The 17829-nt window shown below is 68.4% G+C and carries 8 protein-coding genes; all 8 read right to left on the bottom strand.

What is annotated here, in order from left to right; all coding sequences use genetic code 11:
- Positions 1-8: 8 nt before the first annotated feature.
- The 8 genes from Q8O14_13850 to ugpC all read right to left on the bottom strand — a co-directional run bounded on the left by Q8O14_13850 (position 9) and on the right by ugpC (position 17171).
- Positions 9-3686, bottom strand: coding sequence for a PKD domain-containing protein (locus Q8O14_13850; protein ID MDP2361810.1), 3678 nt, complete (start codon positions 3684-3686; stop codon positions 9-11).
- A gap of 8 nt (positions 3687-3694) precedes the next feature.
- Positions 3695-6304, bottom strand: coding sequence for a T9SS type A sorting domain-containing protein (locus Q8O14_13855; GenBank protein ID MDP2361811.1), 2610 nt, complete (start codon positions 6302-6304; stop codon positions 3695-3697).
- A gap of 185 nt (positions 6305-6489) precedes the next feature.
- Positions 6490-6657, bottom strand: coding sequence for a hypothetical protein (locus Q8O14_13860; protein MDP2361812.1), 168 nt, complete (start codon positions 6655-6657; stop codon positions 6490-6492).
- A 94-nt stretch (positions 6658-6751) separates the two neighbouring features.
- The gene (locus Q8O14_13865; GenBank protein ID MDP2361813.1) at positions 6752-8191 is read right to left on the bottom strand and encodes a T9SS type A sorting domain-containing protein; all 1440 of its coding nucleotides are present in this window, start codon (positions 8189-8191) and stop codon (positions 6752-6754) included.
- Positions 8192-8221: 30 nt separating this feature from the next.
- A complete protein-coding gene (locus Q8O14_13870) occupies positions 8222-9241 on the bottom strand; it encodes a PorV/PorQ family protein (protein MDP2361814.1) in 1020 nt (339 codons plus the stop codon).
- A gap of 9 nt (positions 9242-9250) precedes the next feature.
- Positions 9251-13228: a hypothetical protein gene (locus Q8O14_13875; protein ID MDP2361815.1), complete on the bottom strand. Its 3978-nt coding sequence runs from the start codon at positions 13226-13228 to the stop codon at positions 9251-9253.
- A 26-nt stretch (positions 13229-13254) separates the two neighbouring features.
- Positions 13255-16098: a TonB-dependent receptor gene (locus tag Q8O14_13880; GenBank protein MDP2361816.1), complete on the bottom strand. Its 2844-nt coding sequence runs from the start codon at positions 16096-16098 to the stop codon at positions 13255-13257.
- The gene (gene ugpC, locus Q8O14_13885) at positions 16095-17171 is read right to left on the bottom strand and encodes a sn-glycerol-3-phosphate ABC transporter ATP-binding protein UgpC (protein ID MDP2361817.1); all 1077 of its coding nucleotides are present in this window, start codon (positions 17169-17171) and stop codon (positions 16095-16097) included. Before ugpC ends, Q8O14_13880 begins: the two co-directional genes overlap by 4 nt.
- Between the last annotated feature and the right edge of the window lie 658 nt (positions 17172-17829).

Raw genomic sequence — 17829 nt, forward strand, 5'->3', positions numbered from 1 at the left:
AGCCAAGCCTATTTCACCAGCAAGAGCTTGCAGGCGGCCTGGCCCTCCTCCGCCTCCAGCACCGCCAGGTAGAGGCCGCTGGCGCAGCGGGAGCCGTCGAAGCGGACCGCATGCCGTCCGGCGGCGTGGGGACCGCTGGCCGGCACCGCCACCTCGCGGCCGGCCAGATCGAAGATGGCCAGGCGCACCGTCTGGGGCCGGGTCAGGACGAAGGCAAGGACGGTGGCCGGATTGAAGGGATTGGGCCAGGCCTCCTCCAGGCGGAAGTCGCCGGCCTGCAAGGCGGGCAGGTGGGAGCGGTCGCAGGGATCGCTCCAGGCGCCCATGGCCCCGCAGGCGCTGGCGGGGGGCAGGCAGGGGCTGGCCGCCAGGAGGCGCAGGTCGCCGCCCGCGGCGTCGCAGTAGAGCGGATCGGCCTCCCGATTGCCGTTCTGGCCCAGCTGGTCGGCCCAGCCGGAGATCCAGTTGCCGGGCTCGTTCCCGAAGAGCGAGGAGCAGGTGATCTGGGGCGCCGGGGTGAGGAGATAGGGTCCGGCCTGCTCCGTCACCAGGCAGTGTTCCAGCCGGGGCGGGGCGCCCGTGAAAAAGAGGGCGGCCGCGCCGATGTCTGCGCTGTTGGCATGGAAGACGCAGTGGCGGAAGAGGAGCAGGCTGTCCACGCTGCCGGCGCCGGCGCCGCCGTAATGGGCCTGGTTGCCGCGCAGCACGCAGCGGGTGAAGACGGCGTTGGACTGCTGGTCGAAGAAGAAGGCCCCGCCCAGCCCGTCGGTGCCCGCTCCCAGCGCGCTGCCGCCGGTCAGGGTCAGGCCCTCCAGGCGCACGCCCCGGCGCAAGGCCGAGCCGCGCAGGCAGCGCCCGGCGCCCTGGGCGTCCAGCACCACGCAGGCGGGGTCCCCTGTCCGGCCGCGCAGGAGGATGCCGTCGGGCAGCTCCAGGCCGGCCACCGGCCAGATGCCGCAGGCCACATCCACCGTGTCCCCCGGCAAGGCGGCGGCCAGGGCCTGGGCCAGGGTGGCGTGGTCCTCGGGCACGCGGCGCAGGCGGGGCAGGCGGCTCTGGATGTAGTCCACCCGGGTCAGGGTGTCCCGGAAATCCCAGTTGAAGACGGTGAGGGTGACGGTCCAGCTCCCCTCCTCGGTGTAGACATGGATGGGATTGGGCGCCGAGCTGTCCCACACGCCATCGCCGTTGAAGTCCCATAACCGGCCGCCCACCTCGCCTGGGGACTGGTCGGTGAACTGGACCGTCAGCGGCGTCAGTCCGTCGCGCGGGGTGGCGCTGAAGGCGGCCTGCAGGTCCGTGCTGAGGCAGCCCAGCGCCATGTCGCCGATGGTGGCCTGGCAGGGATTGGCCGCGGGCAGGCAGGGCGAGGGGGCCGCCACGCGCAGGGTGTCGTGGCTGAGGCTGCAGATGAGGGGATCCAGGGCCAGGTTGCCCGCTTGCCCCTGCCAGGGCAGGAGCTGTCCCGTCCAGTCACCCAGGCCGTTGCCGTGGATGATGGTGCAGGCCACCTCGGCGGGCGGATGGGCGGCCATTACGGCGGGCATGAAGCTGTTGCCCGCCACCACGCATTCCCGCATGGACCAGGGCGAGCGGAAGCGCAGGGCCGCGGTGGATTGGGCGCAGCCCGCCACCACCACGTCCTGCAGGTGGACGGGATGGAGGGCATCCAAGTCCAGCACGGCTTGGCTGAGGGGCTGGGCGGAGGTGATGTGCAGGCTCTCCAGCACCAGGCTGTCCACCTCGGCCAGGATGGCCTGGCCGCCGCCCTGCCAGCGGCAGCGACGCAGGATCAGATTGGGGCCCCGGCTCCAGACACCCCGGTTGCAGTCCGTGAAGCGGCAATCCTCCACGTTAGCGGAGCTTCCCTCCGTCAGGAGCAAGGCGTCGCCCAGGCTGAGGGAGAACCGGCAGTTCCTCACCAGCACCTCCCCATCGGCGTCCAGGCTTTGCCAGCAGCGGATGAAATCGCAATCCACCAGCTCCACGCGGGGGGAACCCAAGGTGCGCAGCCCCAGGCGGGATTCGGTCGGGCCACGGAACTCGCAGCGTTCCACGCGCAGGGAGCAGTTCCTCAACTCCGGTCCGTTGCCGCCGTTGTGCCCCTGGAAAACCAGGTCGCGCAGCAGGATTTCCCGCGAACCAGCCGGGTGGTTGAACAGGTAGGAGGTCGGACTTGAGAGCGTCACGGCGGGGCGGGCGCCCACGGCATTGCGCAGGCCGATGAGCTGCACGCCATCGGGCAGCACTTGGCCGCTGGCATAATAGGTGCCCCCCTGGTACAAGCCCGGCTGGAAGAGGACCACCGTGCCCGGCCCCACCAAGTGCCAGACCGCCGAGAGCCAGGGCTGGGCCAGCGTGAGGCGCAGGGTGTCGGCCCAGACCGTGATGGGCGAATCCAGGCCGGCCACGGCCTGGTTGTGCCCGTCCTCCGCCCGCACCGTGGGCTGGTACTGGCCCTGCGTCAGGTAGAGATGCTCCGCTTGGGGCGCGGTGGTCACCAGGCTGTCCCCGTCCCCGAACTGCCAGGTGTAGAGCGTGGGCTGGCCCAGGGCCTGGGCCTCGAACTGGACGGCATGCGGAGCGAAACCGGCCAGGAGGGCCGCCGCCAGGGACACGCCGAAGCGGACGCGCAGGGGCTGCGCCGCCACCGTCTCATGGCTGAGGCCGCCGCGCGTCACGCGCAGCCGCGGCCGCCAGTCCCCCGCCCGCAGGTAGACATGCGCCGGATGCTGCTCCTGCGAGTCCCAGATCCCGTCATCTTCGAAGTCCCAGGCCCAGGCCTCGGGATCCCCCAGGCTCTCGTCCATGAACTGGACCGCCAGGGGCGCCGCCCCGCCCGCCGCATCCGTCCGGAAGCGGGCCGCCGGCTCGCCCAGGGCGCAGCCCTGGCCGAGCGCCCCCACCCGGCGCCCCTCCGGGTGGTTCCCGGGCAGACAGGGGGAATCCGCCGCCAGGCGGCCGTCTCCCCCCGCGCTGTCGCACAGCCGCGGCGGCTCCGACAGGTTGCCCAGGATCCCCTCGTAGATGGCCACGAAGCCCGTCCAGTCCCCCGCCGGGTTCCCCTCCAGCAGGCTGTGCCGCACCAGGGGCAGGCGGGCCGGGCTGGACAGCTCCAGCGGCGGGGCGTCCTCGTTGCGCGTGAAGAGGCAGGCCTCCACCTGGATCTGGCAGTCCGGCGCCGCCGCCAGGGCCGAACCCAGGGGGGCGCGGTTGTGGGCGAAGGTGCAGGTCCGCACCAGCGGGTTGGCGCCCGCCGCCACCGCCAGCGCCCCGCCCGCCTCGTCGGCCTGGTTGTGCGTGAACACGCAGTCCTCGATGAGGAGCGTGCCGCTGACGACCTGCACGGCCCCGCCCCGGGCCGCCCGGCCATGGCGGAAGTGCAGGCCCCGCACCGTGGCGGCGGCATAGGCCTGGGTGATGGAGAGCAGGCGCTGCTGGCCGTCGCCCGCCAGCACCACGCTCCCCGCCTCCTCCTGGGACGCCAGCACCACGTTGCCGGAAAGGACCAGCCCGCTCTCCCAATAAAGCCCCGGCGCCACCAGCACGCTGTCCCCCATGCCCGACTCCGTCAGGGCCTGGAGGATGGTGGGGACCTCCTGGGGCACGCGCCGCGTGAGGGCGGCCAGCCGGGCGGGCAGGACCAAGCCCAGGACGATGATCAGGCAAAGGAAAGCACGCTTCATGGGACACCTCACTGGACCAGCACCAGCTTGAGGACGGCGACGGCGCCATCCTGCTCCAGGCACAACAGGTAGAGGCCGCTCGCCCAGCCGCGGGGCTCCAGGCGCAGGGTGTGGACCCCCGCCGGCCGCGTCTCGTCCACCAGCAGGGCCACCTGTTGGCCGAGCAGGTTGAAGAGGGACAACCGGACCGGAGCCGGCCGTGGCAGGGTGTAGTGGATGAGGCTGGCCCCGTTGAAGGGATTGGGCGCCGCGGACAGGCCCAGCGCCGCGGGACGCGCCAGCGGCTCCCGCACGGGGCTCTCGCCGCACCAGCCGGCCAGGGCGCCCATCAAACCGCAGAGGGTCTGCTCGGGCCGGCAGGGGGAATCCACGCCCAGGGTGAAGTCCCCATGGCGGGGCGCGCAGAAGAGGGGGTCCGCCGCCAGGTTGCCGTCCTGTCCCTGCCAGGGGGCAAGGCCGGCCCAGTCGCCGTGGGCATTGCCCCAGAGGTCCGTGCAGGTGATGCGCAGACGCTCGTCCGGGCAGGCCAGGGCCCGGCCGCCCGGCGCCCCGGCCACGATGCAGCGCTCAACCGCGCCCCGCTCGCCGCCCGCCCAGGCGGGCAGCGAGACAATGGCGCCCAGGGCACTGGTGGAGTCCTCCGCCAGGGTGCAGGAGCGCAGCCGCGGCCCGGTGCCGTCGAAGAGGGCGGCGCCGTCCGTGCCGGCCTGGTTGCGGGCGAAGAGGCAACCTTCGTACCGGGCGCCCACCGTGCTGTACCAGGGGTCGTTCCAGACGGCGCCGCCCAGCGCCACCGCCTGGTTGCCCAGGAAGCGGCAGGCGCGCAGGGTGGCCGGGCCGTCCAGGGCGAGGGCGCCGCCGCGGACGGCCCGGTTGTCCGTGAAGGCGCAGGCCGTGGCCCAGAGGCTGTCCAGGACATGGATGGCCCCACCCGTCTCCGTCGCCTGGTTGCCGGAGAAGCCGCAGTTCTCCAGAACAAATCCCGCCCCGTGCAAGGCGCCACCCCGCGTGGCGCGGTTGTCCGAGAAGTCGCAGTCCTTCAAGTCCAGCAAGATGGGCGGCCAGGGGGCGGCGATGGCCCCACCCTCCCGGTCCGCCACGTTGTCGCGGAAGTGGCAGCGGCGGATATGCAGGCCGCTCGATGCGCCGCCGAAGGTTGGCAGGAAGGCCAAGGCGCCGCTCCGGTCGGCTCTACCACCTTCGAAGATCAAGTCGAACAATGCGCGGAACGAAACCGTCGGCGCGACCTGCAGGATCGGACCCTGACCCGTCCCGACCAAGCTCGTCTCTCCCGGCATCCCCGCCAGACTGACCCCCGGCGGCAATACCAACCCCGCTGACGGAAAGCGACCCGGCCCCAGCTGGACCAAGTCTCCCGGTTGGGATATCGCCAGCGCCCCGGACAATTCCTCAGGGACAAGGACCTGCCTGATCACGCCTCCCACGGCGACCGGAGGTCCCCAGCCTTCCAGCATGTCCTCGCCCCACCTGCCCGTCAGATGCCCGCGATAAATCCCGGGCCGCTCGAAGTTCCACTCCAGAACCGTTCCGCTGCCGTCGATCTGCCCATCGCCGTCCACATCCCAGACCAGATCCTCAAACTCGCCGTAGACCTCGGCGACGAAGCGCACGCGCGCCGGCAGCGCCGCGGACAAGATCCAGGATTGAATCTCATGGATGCCGGGCGAGCAGCCGATGGGCAGCACGCCCATGTGATCCCCGCTGGGGGCATCGAGCAGGCAGGGCGTGTCCCACTGCAGGTGGAAGTCCAATTCGGGATCGCAGAAGAGGGGATTGGCCGAGATGTTGCCGTACTGGCCCAAGAAGGGAGCCAACACCCCCGTCCAATCGCCGGCTTGGCCGCCCCACATGTCGCTGCACGTCACCTCCACCTGGTCCGGAACCATGTTGCCGGTCCCCAGCAGGGGGCCGCGCAGGCCGGACACGATGCAGCGGTCCAGCGCGAGCCGGTTCAGACTGGTGCCGACCAGGGTCGTGCTCGGGTGGCCACAATCCACCAGGGTGCATTGGTTCAGGGTGATGGTGCCCATGTCATAGGGAATCCAACCGCGGCTGCCAAAGCGCTGGAGCCTTTGCATGACGCAGCGGGAGAACAGGAGGTCGGGATGATCCTGGTTCACAAGGGTGTAACAATCCCGGATATGACATGAGGCGAAGAACGCCGAACCATTCCCGTGAATGGTTGAGATGCTGTCGAAGACGCAGTCCACGGCGGCGATGCCATTGCCGTTCGTGCCACTGTTGCTTCCCACCAGGCGGCAGGCGCGCAGTTCGAGCATGGCATTCCCGGTGCTGGCGACCAGGTTGCGCAGCTCCAGGTTCTCCAGGTAGGCGGGCATTCCACTGTTGTTCAGCACCTGGGCCGAACCAGCCTGGATCAGCCGCACGTGGCCGGGTTGGGCCGCGCGCAGGGTGACGCCCTGGTCCAGCATAAGGGTTTGCGCGATGGGATAGGTCCCGGCCGCCACTTCGACCGTGTCGCCCACCAGATTGACGGCCAAGGCGGCCTGGATTGTCGGGTAGACCTGGGGCACGCGCAGCACCGTGGCCGGCAGCAGGCGGACCAGGAGCAGGACAAGCGGCAGGAGCAGGCGCATGGGCGTCTCCCGGCGACAGCGGGGGCTGCGGGACGAAGGGCAGGACCCAGGCGGGTCCTGCACCCATGCTCTGCAACTCTTATGCCGGATTATTCAGCTTTGAGATGTGAGGTAGAGGACCGTGAAAGGAAGGCTTCGTCTGGACTTCGCAACAGAGGTGGGGCTTTCCAGACGGGTGGATGGCCTCAGGCTGGCTTGGGTGCCCTGAGCTTGACGGGCTTGCAGAGGGCGTCCTTGTCCGCCGCGGCGCGCCCACAGTCCCGGCAGACGTGGGTGGGCCGGGCCACCAGGGCCATCAGCTCCTCCCTGTGCTCCTCCAGATCCTTGCGGGACCACTCACAGAGCTTCTTCAAGGCCTCCCCGCCCGCTGGACATGACACGGAGGGAGCGGCCCCGGGCCGCCCCCTCCGGTATTCCCGCACTCGACCGGATGGTCCGGGTCGCGTGCTATTTCACCAAAAGCAGTTTCTGCGTGGCCACCTCGCCCGCCCCCTCCAGCACGGCCAGATAGAGGCCGCTGGCCAGATGGGAGGCGTCGAAGCTGACGGCATGCTCGCCGGCGGCGTGCAGGCCCTCGGTCAGGAGCGCCACCTCCTGGCCGGCCAGGTTCACCACGCTCAGCCGCAGCGTGCCGGCCTGCCGGTTCACGAAGGAGAGGGTGGTCGTCGGGTTGAAGGGGTTGGGCCAGGCTTCGCGCAGCTCCAGGGCGGCCGGCCGCAGCTGCCGCTCCACGTCGAGGGAGGTCCAGTAGTCGCCCAGGGCGCCGAAGGTGTTGATGATGGTGTAGGTGGGCTCGGCGTCGCTGATGGTGTGCACCCAGTCCGCCTGGAAGCCGGCCTCGTTGTCATGGCCGTTGGCCCCGTACTTGTAGGTGATCCGCGCCGAGCTGTACTGGTTGAAGAGAATGTCCCCCTCGAACCAGTCGCCCGTGGTGGGGACCAACTGGTAGGCGGGGGGCACCAGATCCCAGGGCCAGCTGTTCCAGGGTCCGCACACCGCCGTGAAAGTGACTTCCGCGTAGGAGTTCAGCCCCTGGTTGCTCTCGCCGGGGTGCTCCTCGAACCAGACGCGCACGGGCCACAGATTGACGGCGAAGTGCACGGTCACGTCCTGGCTGATGATGTCGTTCCAGGTGACGTTGTCGAACCAGGCCTCGTCCAGCACGATGTCCCCGTAGCCGTCCATGTCGTTGTCCGGAAGGCCCGTGGTGATGGGCACGAGGCGGTTGGCGACGCCCTCCCAGCGCGGCGTCAGCTCGTTCTGGTCCTCCAGGATGACGAACTTGTACTCCAGGTTGCCGGGCGCCTCCACATTGTCGAACTGGATGTTGAGGAAGTAGTGGCCGGGATTGCCGCCCTCCTCGTTCATGATGACGGCGCCGCCCCAGTTGCCCAGGTTATCATGGCCGCCGCGCAGCACGATCCAGTCCGTGGCCGGGTTGAAGGTGCCGTTGGCCGTCATCACCTGCATGTTGACGCGGAAGAGCACCTCCACGTTGACCAGCTCGCCCATGCTGTCCTGGTTGTTGAACCAGACGGGGTCCAGGGTCTGGCCGCCCGCCTCCAGGGTGAAGGTGCGGTTGTCCCCCGATTCCCAAACGTCCCCTCCGGGCCGCACGATGACGTACTTGAACCCCACCGGCTGGCCGATGAAGACGTCGTTCACGTCGAAGCTGCCGGCGAAGAGCATGTCCCCCGTGTTGGTGAGGGTGGGATTGGTCCCGCTCCAGTCGTTGAAATCACCCCGCACCACCACCTGGTCCGTGTCCGGGTTGAAGTTGCCCAGCTGCTGCTGGATGCCCATGCGGACCTGGAAGGTGACCGGGTTCACCGCCAGGGCGGTTCCGGCGACCAGCATCAGGCCCAGGAGGCCGCTGATGATTCTCATGGTCCTCTCCTCGACTTAAAGGTTGATTGTTTACCAGGTGAAGGCCAGGCTGTACCGCACCACGGAATCCAGCCGGCCGTAGTCCTCCCAGGCGGCGTCCACCTGGAGGTGGCTTCCCCCGCCCAAAGGATAAGTGATGCCGGCTCCCAGGGCAAGCCCTCCTTCCGCATCCTTGAGGAAGAGGTCCCGCCAGCCGCCGCGCAGGTGGAAGGTGCGGCGGAAGGAATATTCGGTGCCCAGGGAGATGGATTCGCTCGCCCGGTCCACCCCGTGCACGGCGTCGGCCGCCAGCAGGAGGGCGTGGTCGGGACGCTCGACGAGGGGCAGCTCGGCCCCGATGCGGAAGGTGATGGGCAGGGGCCAATCGTAGACATCCAAGTTGACGGGCACGGCCGGGTTGTCCCCGTTCTGGGTGTTGTTCATGTCGTGGCCCAGGAGCAGGTCGGTGCCGGACATCTCCATGTCCAGCCCGGCGTGCTGGATGGTCATGCCCAGCAGCATGTCCCGGAAGCCCGTCCGGTAGATGGTGCCCACGTCGAAGGCGACGCTGCTGGCGTTCATGTGCCAGATCTTCTGCTGGATCACCTTGGCCGTGGCGCCGAAGGAGAAGCGGTCGGTGATGCGCATGGCCAGGGTCAGGCCCATGGCCAGGTCGCTCGCCTCGTAAAACTCGCCCGTGCCGTCCTGCTGGAGCAGGGTGGTCACCTCCTCGTCGCCGTAGTCCAGGTAGGTGACGGACAGGCCCAGGGCCATGGATTCGCCCAGGGGCGTGACCACCGCCAGGTAGCTCAGGTCCGTCTCCACCAGCCAGTCCGTCTTGACGAACATGGCCTCGGACCGCTCCAGGCGGGCGGCGCCGGCCGGATTCCAGTAAAGGCAGGAGGCGTCGGCGACGGAGGCCGTGCCCGCCCCGCCCATGCCCTGGGCCCGGCCGCCCAGCCCGATGCCGAGAAAGGGGGCGGCGGTGGTGGCCACCCGGTTGATGGCCAGGGCCGGGGCGGCCGCCAACACCAGGGCCGGCAGCGCGTAAAGGAAGAGTCGGTTGCGCACGGCGGCCTCCTACTTGATCAGGGCGAACTTGCCCGTCTTCTCGCCGGCTGGGCTGTCCACGTGGTACATGTACATGCCATAGGCCACGTCCAGGCCGGCGCTGCTCTTCAGGTTCCAATCCAGGCTGCCGTCCCACACCGGCGAGTCGTGGACGAGGGTCTGCACCAGCTCGCCGCGCACCGTGTAGATGCGCACAGTGGACTGGGGCGGCAGGTGGATGAACTGGATCTTGCGGTCGCCGCGGTTGCCCTTGATCGGGCGCGGCTCCCACTCCGCCGTGGCCAGGTAGGGGTTGGGCACGACCTTGACGCGGCTCAGCTCGCGGCGGGCCGAGGAGCCGTCGAAGCGGGGGGCCGCCACCTCCACGGCGTAGCGGTCCTGGGCGGTGAAGGGCTTGCGCGTCACCGCCACGTAGCGGTCGCCGGCCGCCGGCAACTGGTAGTTGCCCACCTGGTTGATGGGGATGCCGAAGGGGATGCCGAAGGCCCAGGTGACGATGAGGCCCGTGGGCGAGGCCTCGTCGGGCTGGGCCAGCAGGATGAAGTCGCGGTACTCGAAGGGATCGCTCCCGTTGCGGCCAAAGGGCGGCGGCCCCTGGTTGAGGTTGGGGTTGTAGACCCAGAAGGACACTTCCACCGGCTGGTCCGGATCGGTGATGTCCCAGATGCGGTAGTTCGTCGTCAGGCTGGGCACGATGCGTCCCAGGATGGTGCCCATGGACTGGTCGGGGAACTGGGCGCGGGCCAGGCTGACGGCGCCGCCCTCCGCCACGAAGTCCATGCGGTAGTCCCGCCCCTGGGCGCGCCCCTGGAACTCGCGGAGGAAACCCTGGCTGTTGTCCAGCATGTTGACGCCCTTGAGGGTCCAGGGCAGCTGGTTGGCCGGCGCGTTCCGCCAGCCCGACAGGGCGGGATTGGGGCCGAGCAGCCAATCATTGAAAAAGCTGAGGCGGATGCCCTCGGCCACCGGCTGGTAGGCCTGCACCAGATTGACGTAGCCGGTCAGGTTGGGCACCAGCTGCTTGTGCACCAGGTTGTGCTTGTAGAGGAAGAGCGTCTCCACCAGCTGGTTGGCCGGCAGGGTGGCGAGGAAGTCCGGCGTGTAGATGACGCGGCCCTCGTCGAAGTTGAAATCAAAGGCGCCCTGCGGGTTGAGCAGCTCGTCCGTGTCCAGACGCCGGCGGACGTGCAGGGTGTCGCCCGTGTCCAGGCGGCGGGCGACGAAGAAGGCAGGGTCGATCCCGGCGTGGGTCAGCATCTGCTGGGGCGTGTCGGCGTTGATGGGGAAGCTCTCGAGGAAAGGCTCCATCCCGTCCCGGGTCATCGTCCAGGAGAAGGCGGGGACGCGCACCTCACCGAGCAGGACGCGGGTGGAGTCATAGCCCACGCTGTCGATGATGGCGATGAAGCCGCCGATGGCCGCGTTCCAGACAAAGCTGGTGTCGGGAACCCACGAGGTGTACTCCCAGCCCAGCAGATCCCGGATGCGGGCCGTGGTGTCGGGCAGGATGCTGATGGAGTAGCGGGCGCCGTCCACCAGGCTCCGCTCATCCACGATGGCCGGCACCACCCGGCCGGTGGCGCGGCCCGCCACGTGCTCGGCCTGCTCCATCACCAGCCCCGGCGTGTAGCCGGAGGCCGGGGCGGTGGGGATGACGTAGGTCGTGTTGACATCCGTCGTGATGCGCCCGGCGGCGTCGATGCTGGCCTGCTTGGAGGTCTCGGCGGGCAGGAAGCCGGCCACCGGATCCCCCCGGTCGTAGGCGCTCACTGCATAGAAGTAGGCCTGGCCGTTGACCACCGTCGTGTCCGTCCAGGAATGGACCAGGCCCGAATTGCTGCCCAGGTAGTACTGCGTGCCGTTCAGGGCGATGGGAAAGAAGCCGGCCACGTCGTTGACCAGGTCGAACTGGGCGATGGGCGAGAAGGACGAGGCGCTGCCCCGCCCGTCGGTGATGGAATAGGCGTCCAGGAAGCCCGGATCGGTGGCGCGGTAGATGCGGTAGCCCTCGAAGTCGCGCAGGTGGCTGATGCGGTCCACGCTGTGCTCGGCGCGGTCGTCCCAGTAGAGGGTGACGCGGCCGTCGCCCGGCACGGCCCGCATGTGGGGCTTGGCCGGCGGCTGGATGAAGTTGTAGTTCTCGTTGTAGATGGTCTTGACCGTGGCCAGGTTGGTGTAGAGGTCCTCCGGCGACTCGCCGAAGACGACGGCCAGGCTGATGCGCTGGGTCTCCCCGCGGCGCAGGGGGAAGTAGCCTGATCCGTAGAGGAAGTCGTGGTCGGCCGGCGTGCCCGCCGTGCTGTCGAACTCGCCGGGGATCATCCGCCGCCAGATGTCCTCGTCGTTGCGGCTGGAGAACTCGGGGAAGGTGAATTCGTTGAAGGAGGTGAGGCCCACCTGGTCGCTCTCGGTGATGTCCGTGGCGTCGAAATGGGGCTCGCCGGGTGTGGGCAGGCCGTCCCCCTCCCCCAGGTCGCCCGTGCCGGCCACGCCGTCGGCGCCCACGTCGTCGAACTCGGGATCCCAGTCCCCGTCATTGTCGATGCCGTCGTCGCGGCGCTCGTCGATGAGGGGGTCGAAGGCCTGGAGCACCGCCTCCGGCACGGGCACCAACTCGCCGCTGCCGGGCGGGGGCGGGGTCAGCCCCAGCGCCCGCCAGTCCACATAGCAGTTGCCCTCGTAGGCCCAGTTCTCGTCGATCACGCCGTTGAAGTTGTCGTCGATCAGGTTGGTGGGATTCTCCGCCACGATCTTGCCAGCGTAGATGGGGATCTGGATGTTGCGCCAGGTGAGGACGAGGGTGTCACCCGGCTGGGGCACGCGCACCAGACTGCGGGGATAAGCGGGGTCGTTGTAGTCGATGACCACCACCACCTCGTCGGCGAGGAGGACGGAGGGCGTGTTCAGCCACTCATGGAGCAGGGTTTGGGTCAGGCGCGGGGCGTCGGCCGGGGCGCGGCTGTCGCCGTCGTTGTCGATCCAGTCCACGCTGTTGCCCGGGCTCTCCAGGAAGGCGTAGCCCACGTAGCCCACGTTGCGCACGCCGGGGTGGACAGGCACCCACCCGGCGGCGCCGCGGTCGTCGAAGTCCCCCGTGTAGGTGAACTCGTTGTCGCGGTCGAAATAGTTGATGTCGTCGCCACTGTCGCCGTCCCCGCCCACCAGGGTGCCGCAGACCATGCCGAAGCCCACCTTGTCGTAGTCGATGTCGCTGGCGTTGGTGATGTCGTAGAGCCAGAAGATGACGTCCTCCGCCAGCGAGTGGGACCACTGGAAGCCGCGCACGGCCACCTTGAGACCCAGCCCGGCGTGCGTGCTGTCATTGGCGAAGGGCTGGATCAGCGGCACCCGGATCGAATCCGGGTTGTGGGGAAAGCGCTGGGTCCACAGGCCGGGGAAGTAGGTCTCCACCGTGTCCCGGTAGGCCCAGCGGGTGGACATGAACTCCCGGTCCCGGCTGTCGTCCATCCAGAAGTAGCTCTCCTGGTCGGCATTGAGCACGTCCCGCCCGAAATAGCCGTTCCAGCTGCCCGGCCAGCTCTTGTCCGGCCAGACGCTGGGCCAGGAGAGGCGCTGGTGGCTCATGGCGACCAGGGTCGTCTCCGGGTTGGCAAAGCCCGGCAGCGGCATGAAGGTCCAGTACTCGCTGGGGTTGGCGGGATTGACCTCGTCCCGCCCGCGGGCCGGGCTCTGGGTGACGGCCACGCTGCGCACGGGGCGGTTGAGCAGGCGGTTGTAGTACTCGATCCCCACGCAGATGGAGATGTCGCCAATGTACTCGTCCCCCGTGCCCTTGGGCCATTCGAAGGAGAACTCCGGCCCCACGCGGCCCACCAGGCCCGTGTTGTAGAAGGTGGTCTGCACCAGGTTGCCGGAATGGAGGTTCTTCTTCTTGGCCTCGGGGTCGGCCCACACCTCGTCGTACCAGGCGGAGGCCAGTGGGCGGACCAGGCCGGCGGCCATCAGGAGTGCGGTCAGAATGCGCATGTGCTTCCTCATTGGTCGACGCTCCGCTACATGGACAAGCGGAACCCGACAATCACCTCCCGCGGACGGGACCAATTGCCGGGATCCACCGCCAGCTCGGCCTGGGTGTCCTGCCAGTTGATGTCGTAGCCCGCCCGCCCCGTCCGCGCGAAGACGTTGTTCTCGTTCAGGCGGTCCAGCAGGTTCTTCACCTGGAAGTTGACTTGCAGGTCGGGCTTCTTCAGCACGTTCCAATAGCCCGACATGTCGAAGTTGACGTAGGGCGGCTTGCGGCCGCTGTTCTCCAGCAGCCCCACCACCAGGTCCTCGCTCTTGGGCGTGGGCGTGTAGGGCAGGCCGCTGCCGTAGCTGCCCAGCAGGCTGAGGCCCCAGGGGCCGCGCTCGAGGGAGACATGGCCGTTGAGGGTGTGGCGGCGGTCCCAGTTGAGCGGGATGAGGTACTTGTTGACCTCCTTGCCGCCCTCCACCGCGTTGCGCGCCGCGTCGGCGCTGCTGGCGTTGGCCTCGGCCACCTGGAAAGTGTAGTCCAGGCCGGCCTGGAAGCCGCCCTGGTAGCGTTTGTCCACGCTGATGACGATGCCCTTGATCGTGCCGAAGTCACGGTTGGTGTACATGTAGTACTTGTCCACCGTCACCGTCTCGATCTGCCGGTCGGTGGAGACGAGATCGCGGATGTCGCGGCTGTAGAAGCTGATGTCCATCGCCACGTCCTCGCCCAGCTGCTGCTGCATGCCGATCTCGTACTGGACGGTGCGCTCCACGTTGAGGTCCGGGTTGCCCACCACCGTGTTGAGGCCGGTGATCTCGAAGTCCGGGTTCTGGTAGAGCACGTCGAAGGCGGGGCGCTGGAAGAAATGGCCGTAGCTGAAGTGGAGGACGCCGCTCTCGCTCACCACGTAGGCGATGGCGAGACGGGGGCTGACCTGCCATTTGGGGTCCACCTCCCGGCGGGCGCTGTAGGTCGGGTTGCGCAGGTCGACGGGCATGTCGGTCTGGGGATCGAACACGTCCAGGCGCAGGCCGGCGTTCACCGTCACGTCGCTGAACTCGATTTTGTCCTGCAGGTAGGCCGAGGCCTCCCAGGGGCGTCGCACATAACGGTTGTCGTTGGCGCCCTGGGGCGCCACGATCTCGAAGCCGTCGAAGCTGACGCTGCGCTGGTCGAAGGCCAGCCGGTGGTTGCGCAGCTCGACGCCCGTCTTCCACAGGTGCCGCTTGCCCCACTGCCGGGTCAGGTTCCCCTTCAGGTCCCAGGTGTCCGTGCGCCGGGAGAAGTGCTCGTTCTCGGTTCCGCCCATCTGGGCAAAGCCGATGTACTGCCAGCGGCCGTCCGGATCCAGGTCGAAGGGGTTCACCTCGAAGAAGGGGTAATAGTAGAAGCCGCTCTCGGCGGGCAGCCATTCGTCGTTGACGTAGCGCGGGTCGAGGATGTCGTCGTAGAGGCGGTGGTTGTATAGGTTGAGGCTGTGGCTGACGCTGAGGTCGAGGAAGGTCTCGGCCGTCAGCACCTTGTCCCACTTGAGGCTGCTCAGCTGGCTGCGGCTGTAGCGGCGCAGACGGGCGTCCGGCGTGTAGCGCCAGCTGTGGCTGTACTCCTGGTAGTGGCGGTCGTTGGCCAGCCACATGCCGCGCAGGACGGAGCCGGGCCCCAGGTCGGCTCGCAACTTGAGCTGGGCGGCGCGGCGCACTTCCGTGTCCATGTCCACGTACTTGCGGCCGGCCCGGTCGCCGCTGGAGCGTTCATAGCGTTCGTGGCTGCGTGCGTTGGCCCACTGGAAGAGGTTGTAGACGGCGCTGCTGTCGGCGGCGTCGTCCATGGGCCAGGCGCCGGCCTGGATGAGCGACACCCAGGCGCTGTCCATCTGCTGGTCCACCAGGAAAAACCAGTCCTCGCCGAACATCTCCAGCATGTTGAAGCCCATCACCTGGTCGGCGTTGAAAAAGCGGTACTGGGTGCCGTTGGCCTCCCACGCGCCGATCTGCTCCTGTGGGCTGAAGAGACGCTGCCCCTGTCGCCAGCCGTTGTTGTCGGTGTAGCGCAGGCTTCCCGTCAGGCTCAGCCAGGGCAGCGGCGTGGGCGAGGAGAAGCCCAGCTCCATGTTGGAGAGCTGCAGGGGATTCACCTCGTCGATGTTGATGAACTGCCGCGTGTGGTTGCTTAGATAGTCACCCGCGTAGCCGCTGATGGTGAGGGAGGGTTTCTCGCCCGCGTCCCGCGTCACCGTGTTGACCACGCCGCTCATGGCCTGGCCGTATTCGGCGTTGAAAGTGCCGGACAGCACCTGCAACTCCTGCACCATGCTTACCTGGACATCCACGCCGCGGCTGCCGTCGTAGACGTCGACGACGGGGATGCCGTCCACCAGGTAGAGCACCTCGCCGGAGCGCCCGCCGCGGAAGTGGCCGTCCACTACGCCCGCCTGGAGGGACACCACCTGCGAAAGCTCCGTCACCGGCATGGTCCGCAACTGGTTGGCGTCCACGTAGGAGGCGCTGTAGGTCTGGTCCACCTGGACCAGGGCCCGCTCCGCCACGATGGTGACCACCTCCCCCTCCACCACGCTCTCCTGCAGGACGGCGTCCTGGCGGGTGGTGAGGTCCACGCTGACGGCCACGCCGTCCACGTGGAGGCCGCGGTAGCCCACGCAGCTGAACTGCAGGGTGTAGATGCCGGGCGGCATGTTGAGGATGGCGTACTCGCCGTCGAAGTCAGTGGCGGCGCCGCGGGTCTGCCCCTCCACCACCACGTTGACGCCGGGCAGGGGCAGGCCTTTGCCGTCCCTCACCACGCCCGTGATCTTGCCCGTCACGCCGGCCCAGGCCTGGGCCAGCAGCAGCAGGGCGGCGGCCAAACACAGTCCAGTTCTCATGGGTGGTCCTGATCCAATCGGTGTTGCTCGCCCTCATGGGCGAAGAAGTGCCATCCCGTGGCTTTCACTCCCAGACGCACGCGACGCCCCGGCGCCAGCCCGGCCGCCGGGACCAGGCGGGCCACGCAGGCCTGGCCGCCCAGGACGAAGTAGGCCAGCGTCTCGTGGCCCATGTGTTCCACCACATCCAACTCCACCTCGGCCAGCAGGGGCAGGGCGGGGTCGAGATCCAGGCTTTCGGGGCGGATCCCCAGCAGGGCGGGGCCGGCGGGCAAGTCGCGCCCCAGCGCCAGCGGCTGCATCGCGCCCTGGGGTGTGAAGCCCCCGTGTCCCACCTCGCCCGGCAGGAAGTTCATGGCCGGGCTGCCGATGAAGCCGGCCACGAAGCGGTTGGAGGGACGCTGGTAGAGGACCATGGGCGAATCCACCTGCTGGATGCGCCCCTGGTTCATGACGACGATGCGGTCCCCCAGAGTCATGGCCTCCACCTGGTCGTGGGTGACGTAGACCATGGTGGTGCCCAGCCGCGTGTGGAGGCGGGCGATCTCGGTGCGCATCTGCACCCGCAGCTTGGCGTCCAGGTTGGAGAGGGGCTCGTCGAAGAGGAAGGCCTTGGGCTGGCGCACGATGGCCCGTCCCAGGGCCACGCGCTGGCGCTGGCCGCCCGACAGCTCGCGGGGGCGTCGATCAAGCAGCGACTCAACCGAGAGGATGGCCGCCGCCTCGCCCACGCGCCGGTCGATCTCGCCCTCGGGCAGCTTCCGCATGCGCAGTCCGAAGGCCATGTTCTCCTTGACCGACATGTGCGGGTAGAGGGCGTAGTTCTGGAAGACCATGGCGATGTCGCGGTTGGCCGGTGCCTCCTGGGTGACATCCCGGCCGTCGATGAGGATGCTTCCGCTGGAGACCTCCTCCAGCCCGGCGATCATGCGCAGGGTGGTGGACTTGCCGCAGCCCGAGGGGCCCACCAGCACGAGGAATTCTCCGTCCCGGATCTCCAGGTCGAAGGTCTCCACCGCTTGGAAGCCATTGGGGTAGCGCTTGCCGATCTGTTGCAATTGGATGGTGGCCATGGACCTTCCCGCTTGGGGGATGTGAGCGACCGCAGGAATGTACCATTGCCGCCGAGAGGCGAAAACCACCGCCGCGTGATTGATCCACGACACATCCGGCGGTCAGTCGCGTCGCGCGACGAGGCCGAAATCAGGGCCTTGGGGCAAACCCCCATCCTGGCCTTCCCCCTTGCAGGGGGAAGGTGGTCTCCCGCGGTGAAGCCGAAGGCTGAACCAATGGCCTTGGGCAACCGGATCATGTCATCCGGCCCTCGTCCGACAAAGCATTGCGGCGCAAGCGCCGCCTCTTCCCACTTTCTTTTCGCGAAAAGAAAGTGGGGCAAAGAAAAGGCTGGCAGACCCTGCCGGCGGTGCGTGTGACACGCGCGGGGTCGCGCGTAACAACTCTCCCTGGTCACCATCTCTTCGGCCTCTGCGCGCGCATACTTCCCGCCTTCGCTTCGCTGCGGCGGTCAGTCGCGACGCGCGACGAGGCCGAAAAGAGGGCATTGACATGCCAGGTGCTGATTCGCCTGGAATGAGACATGGCTGCGTGAGGTGAAGGCCGAGGGCCAACCTGTGGTTGGCCCTCGGCCTGAACCAATCACCATGGGGACCGCATCAGGTGATAGGGCCCTCTGTGCGACGGCGGCCGTGAGGCCGCCTAGTTAGGGCCCTG

The organism is bacterium (assembly GCA_030685015.1).
Classification (GTDB): domain Bacteria; phylum CAIWAD01; class CAIWAD01; order CAIWAD01; family CAIWAD01; genus CAIWAD01.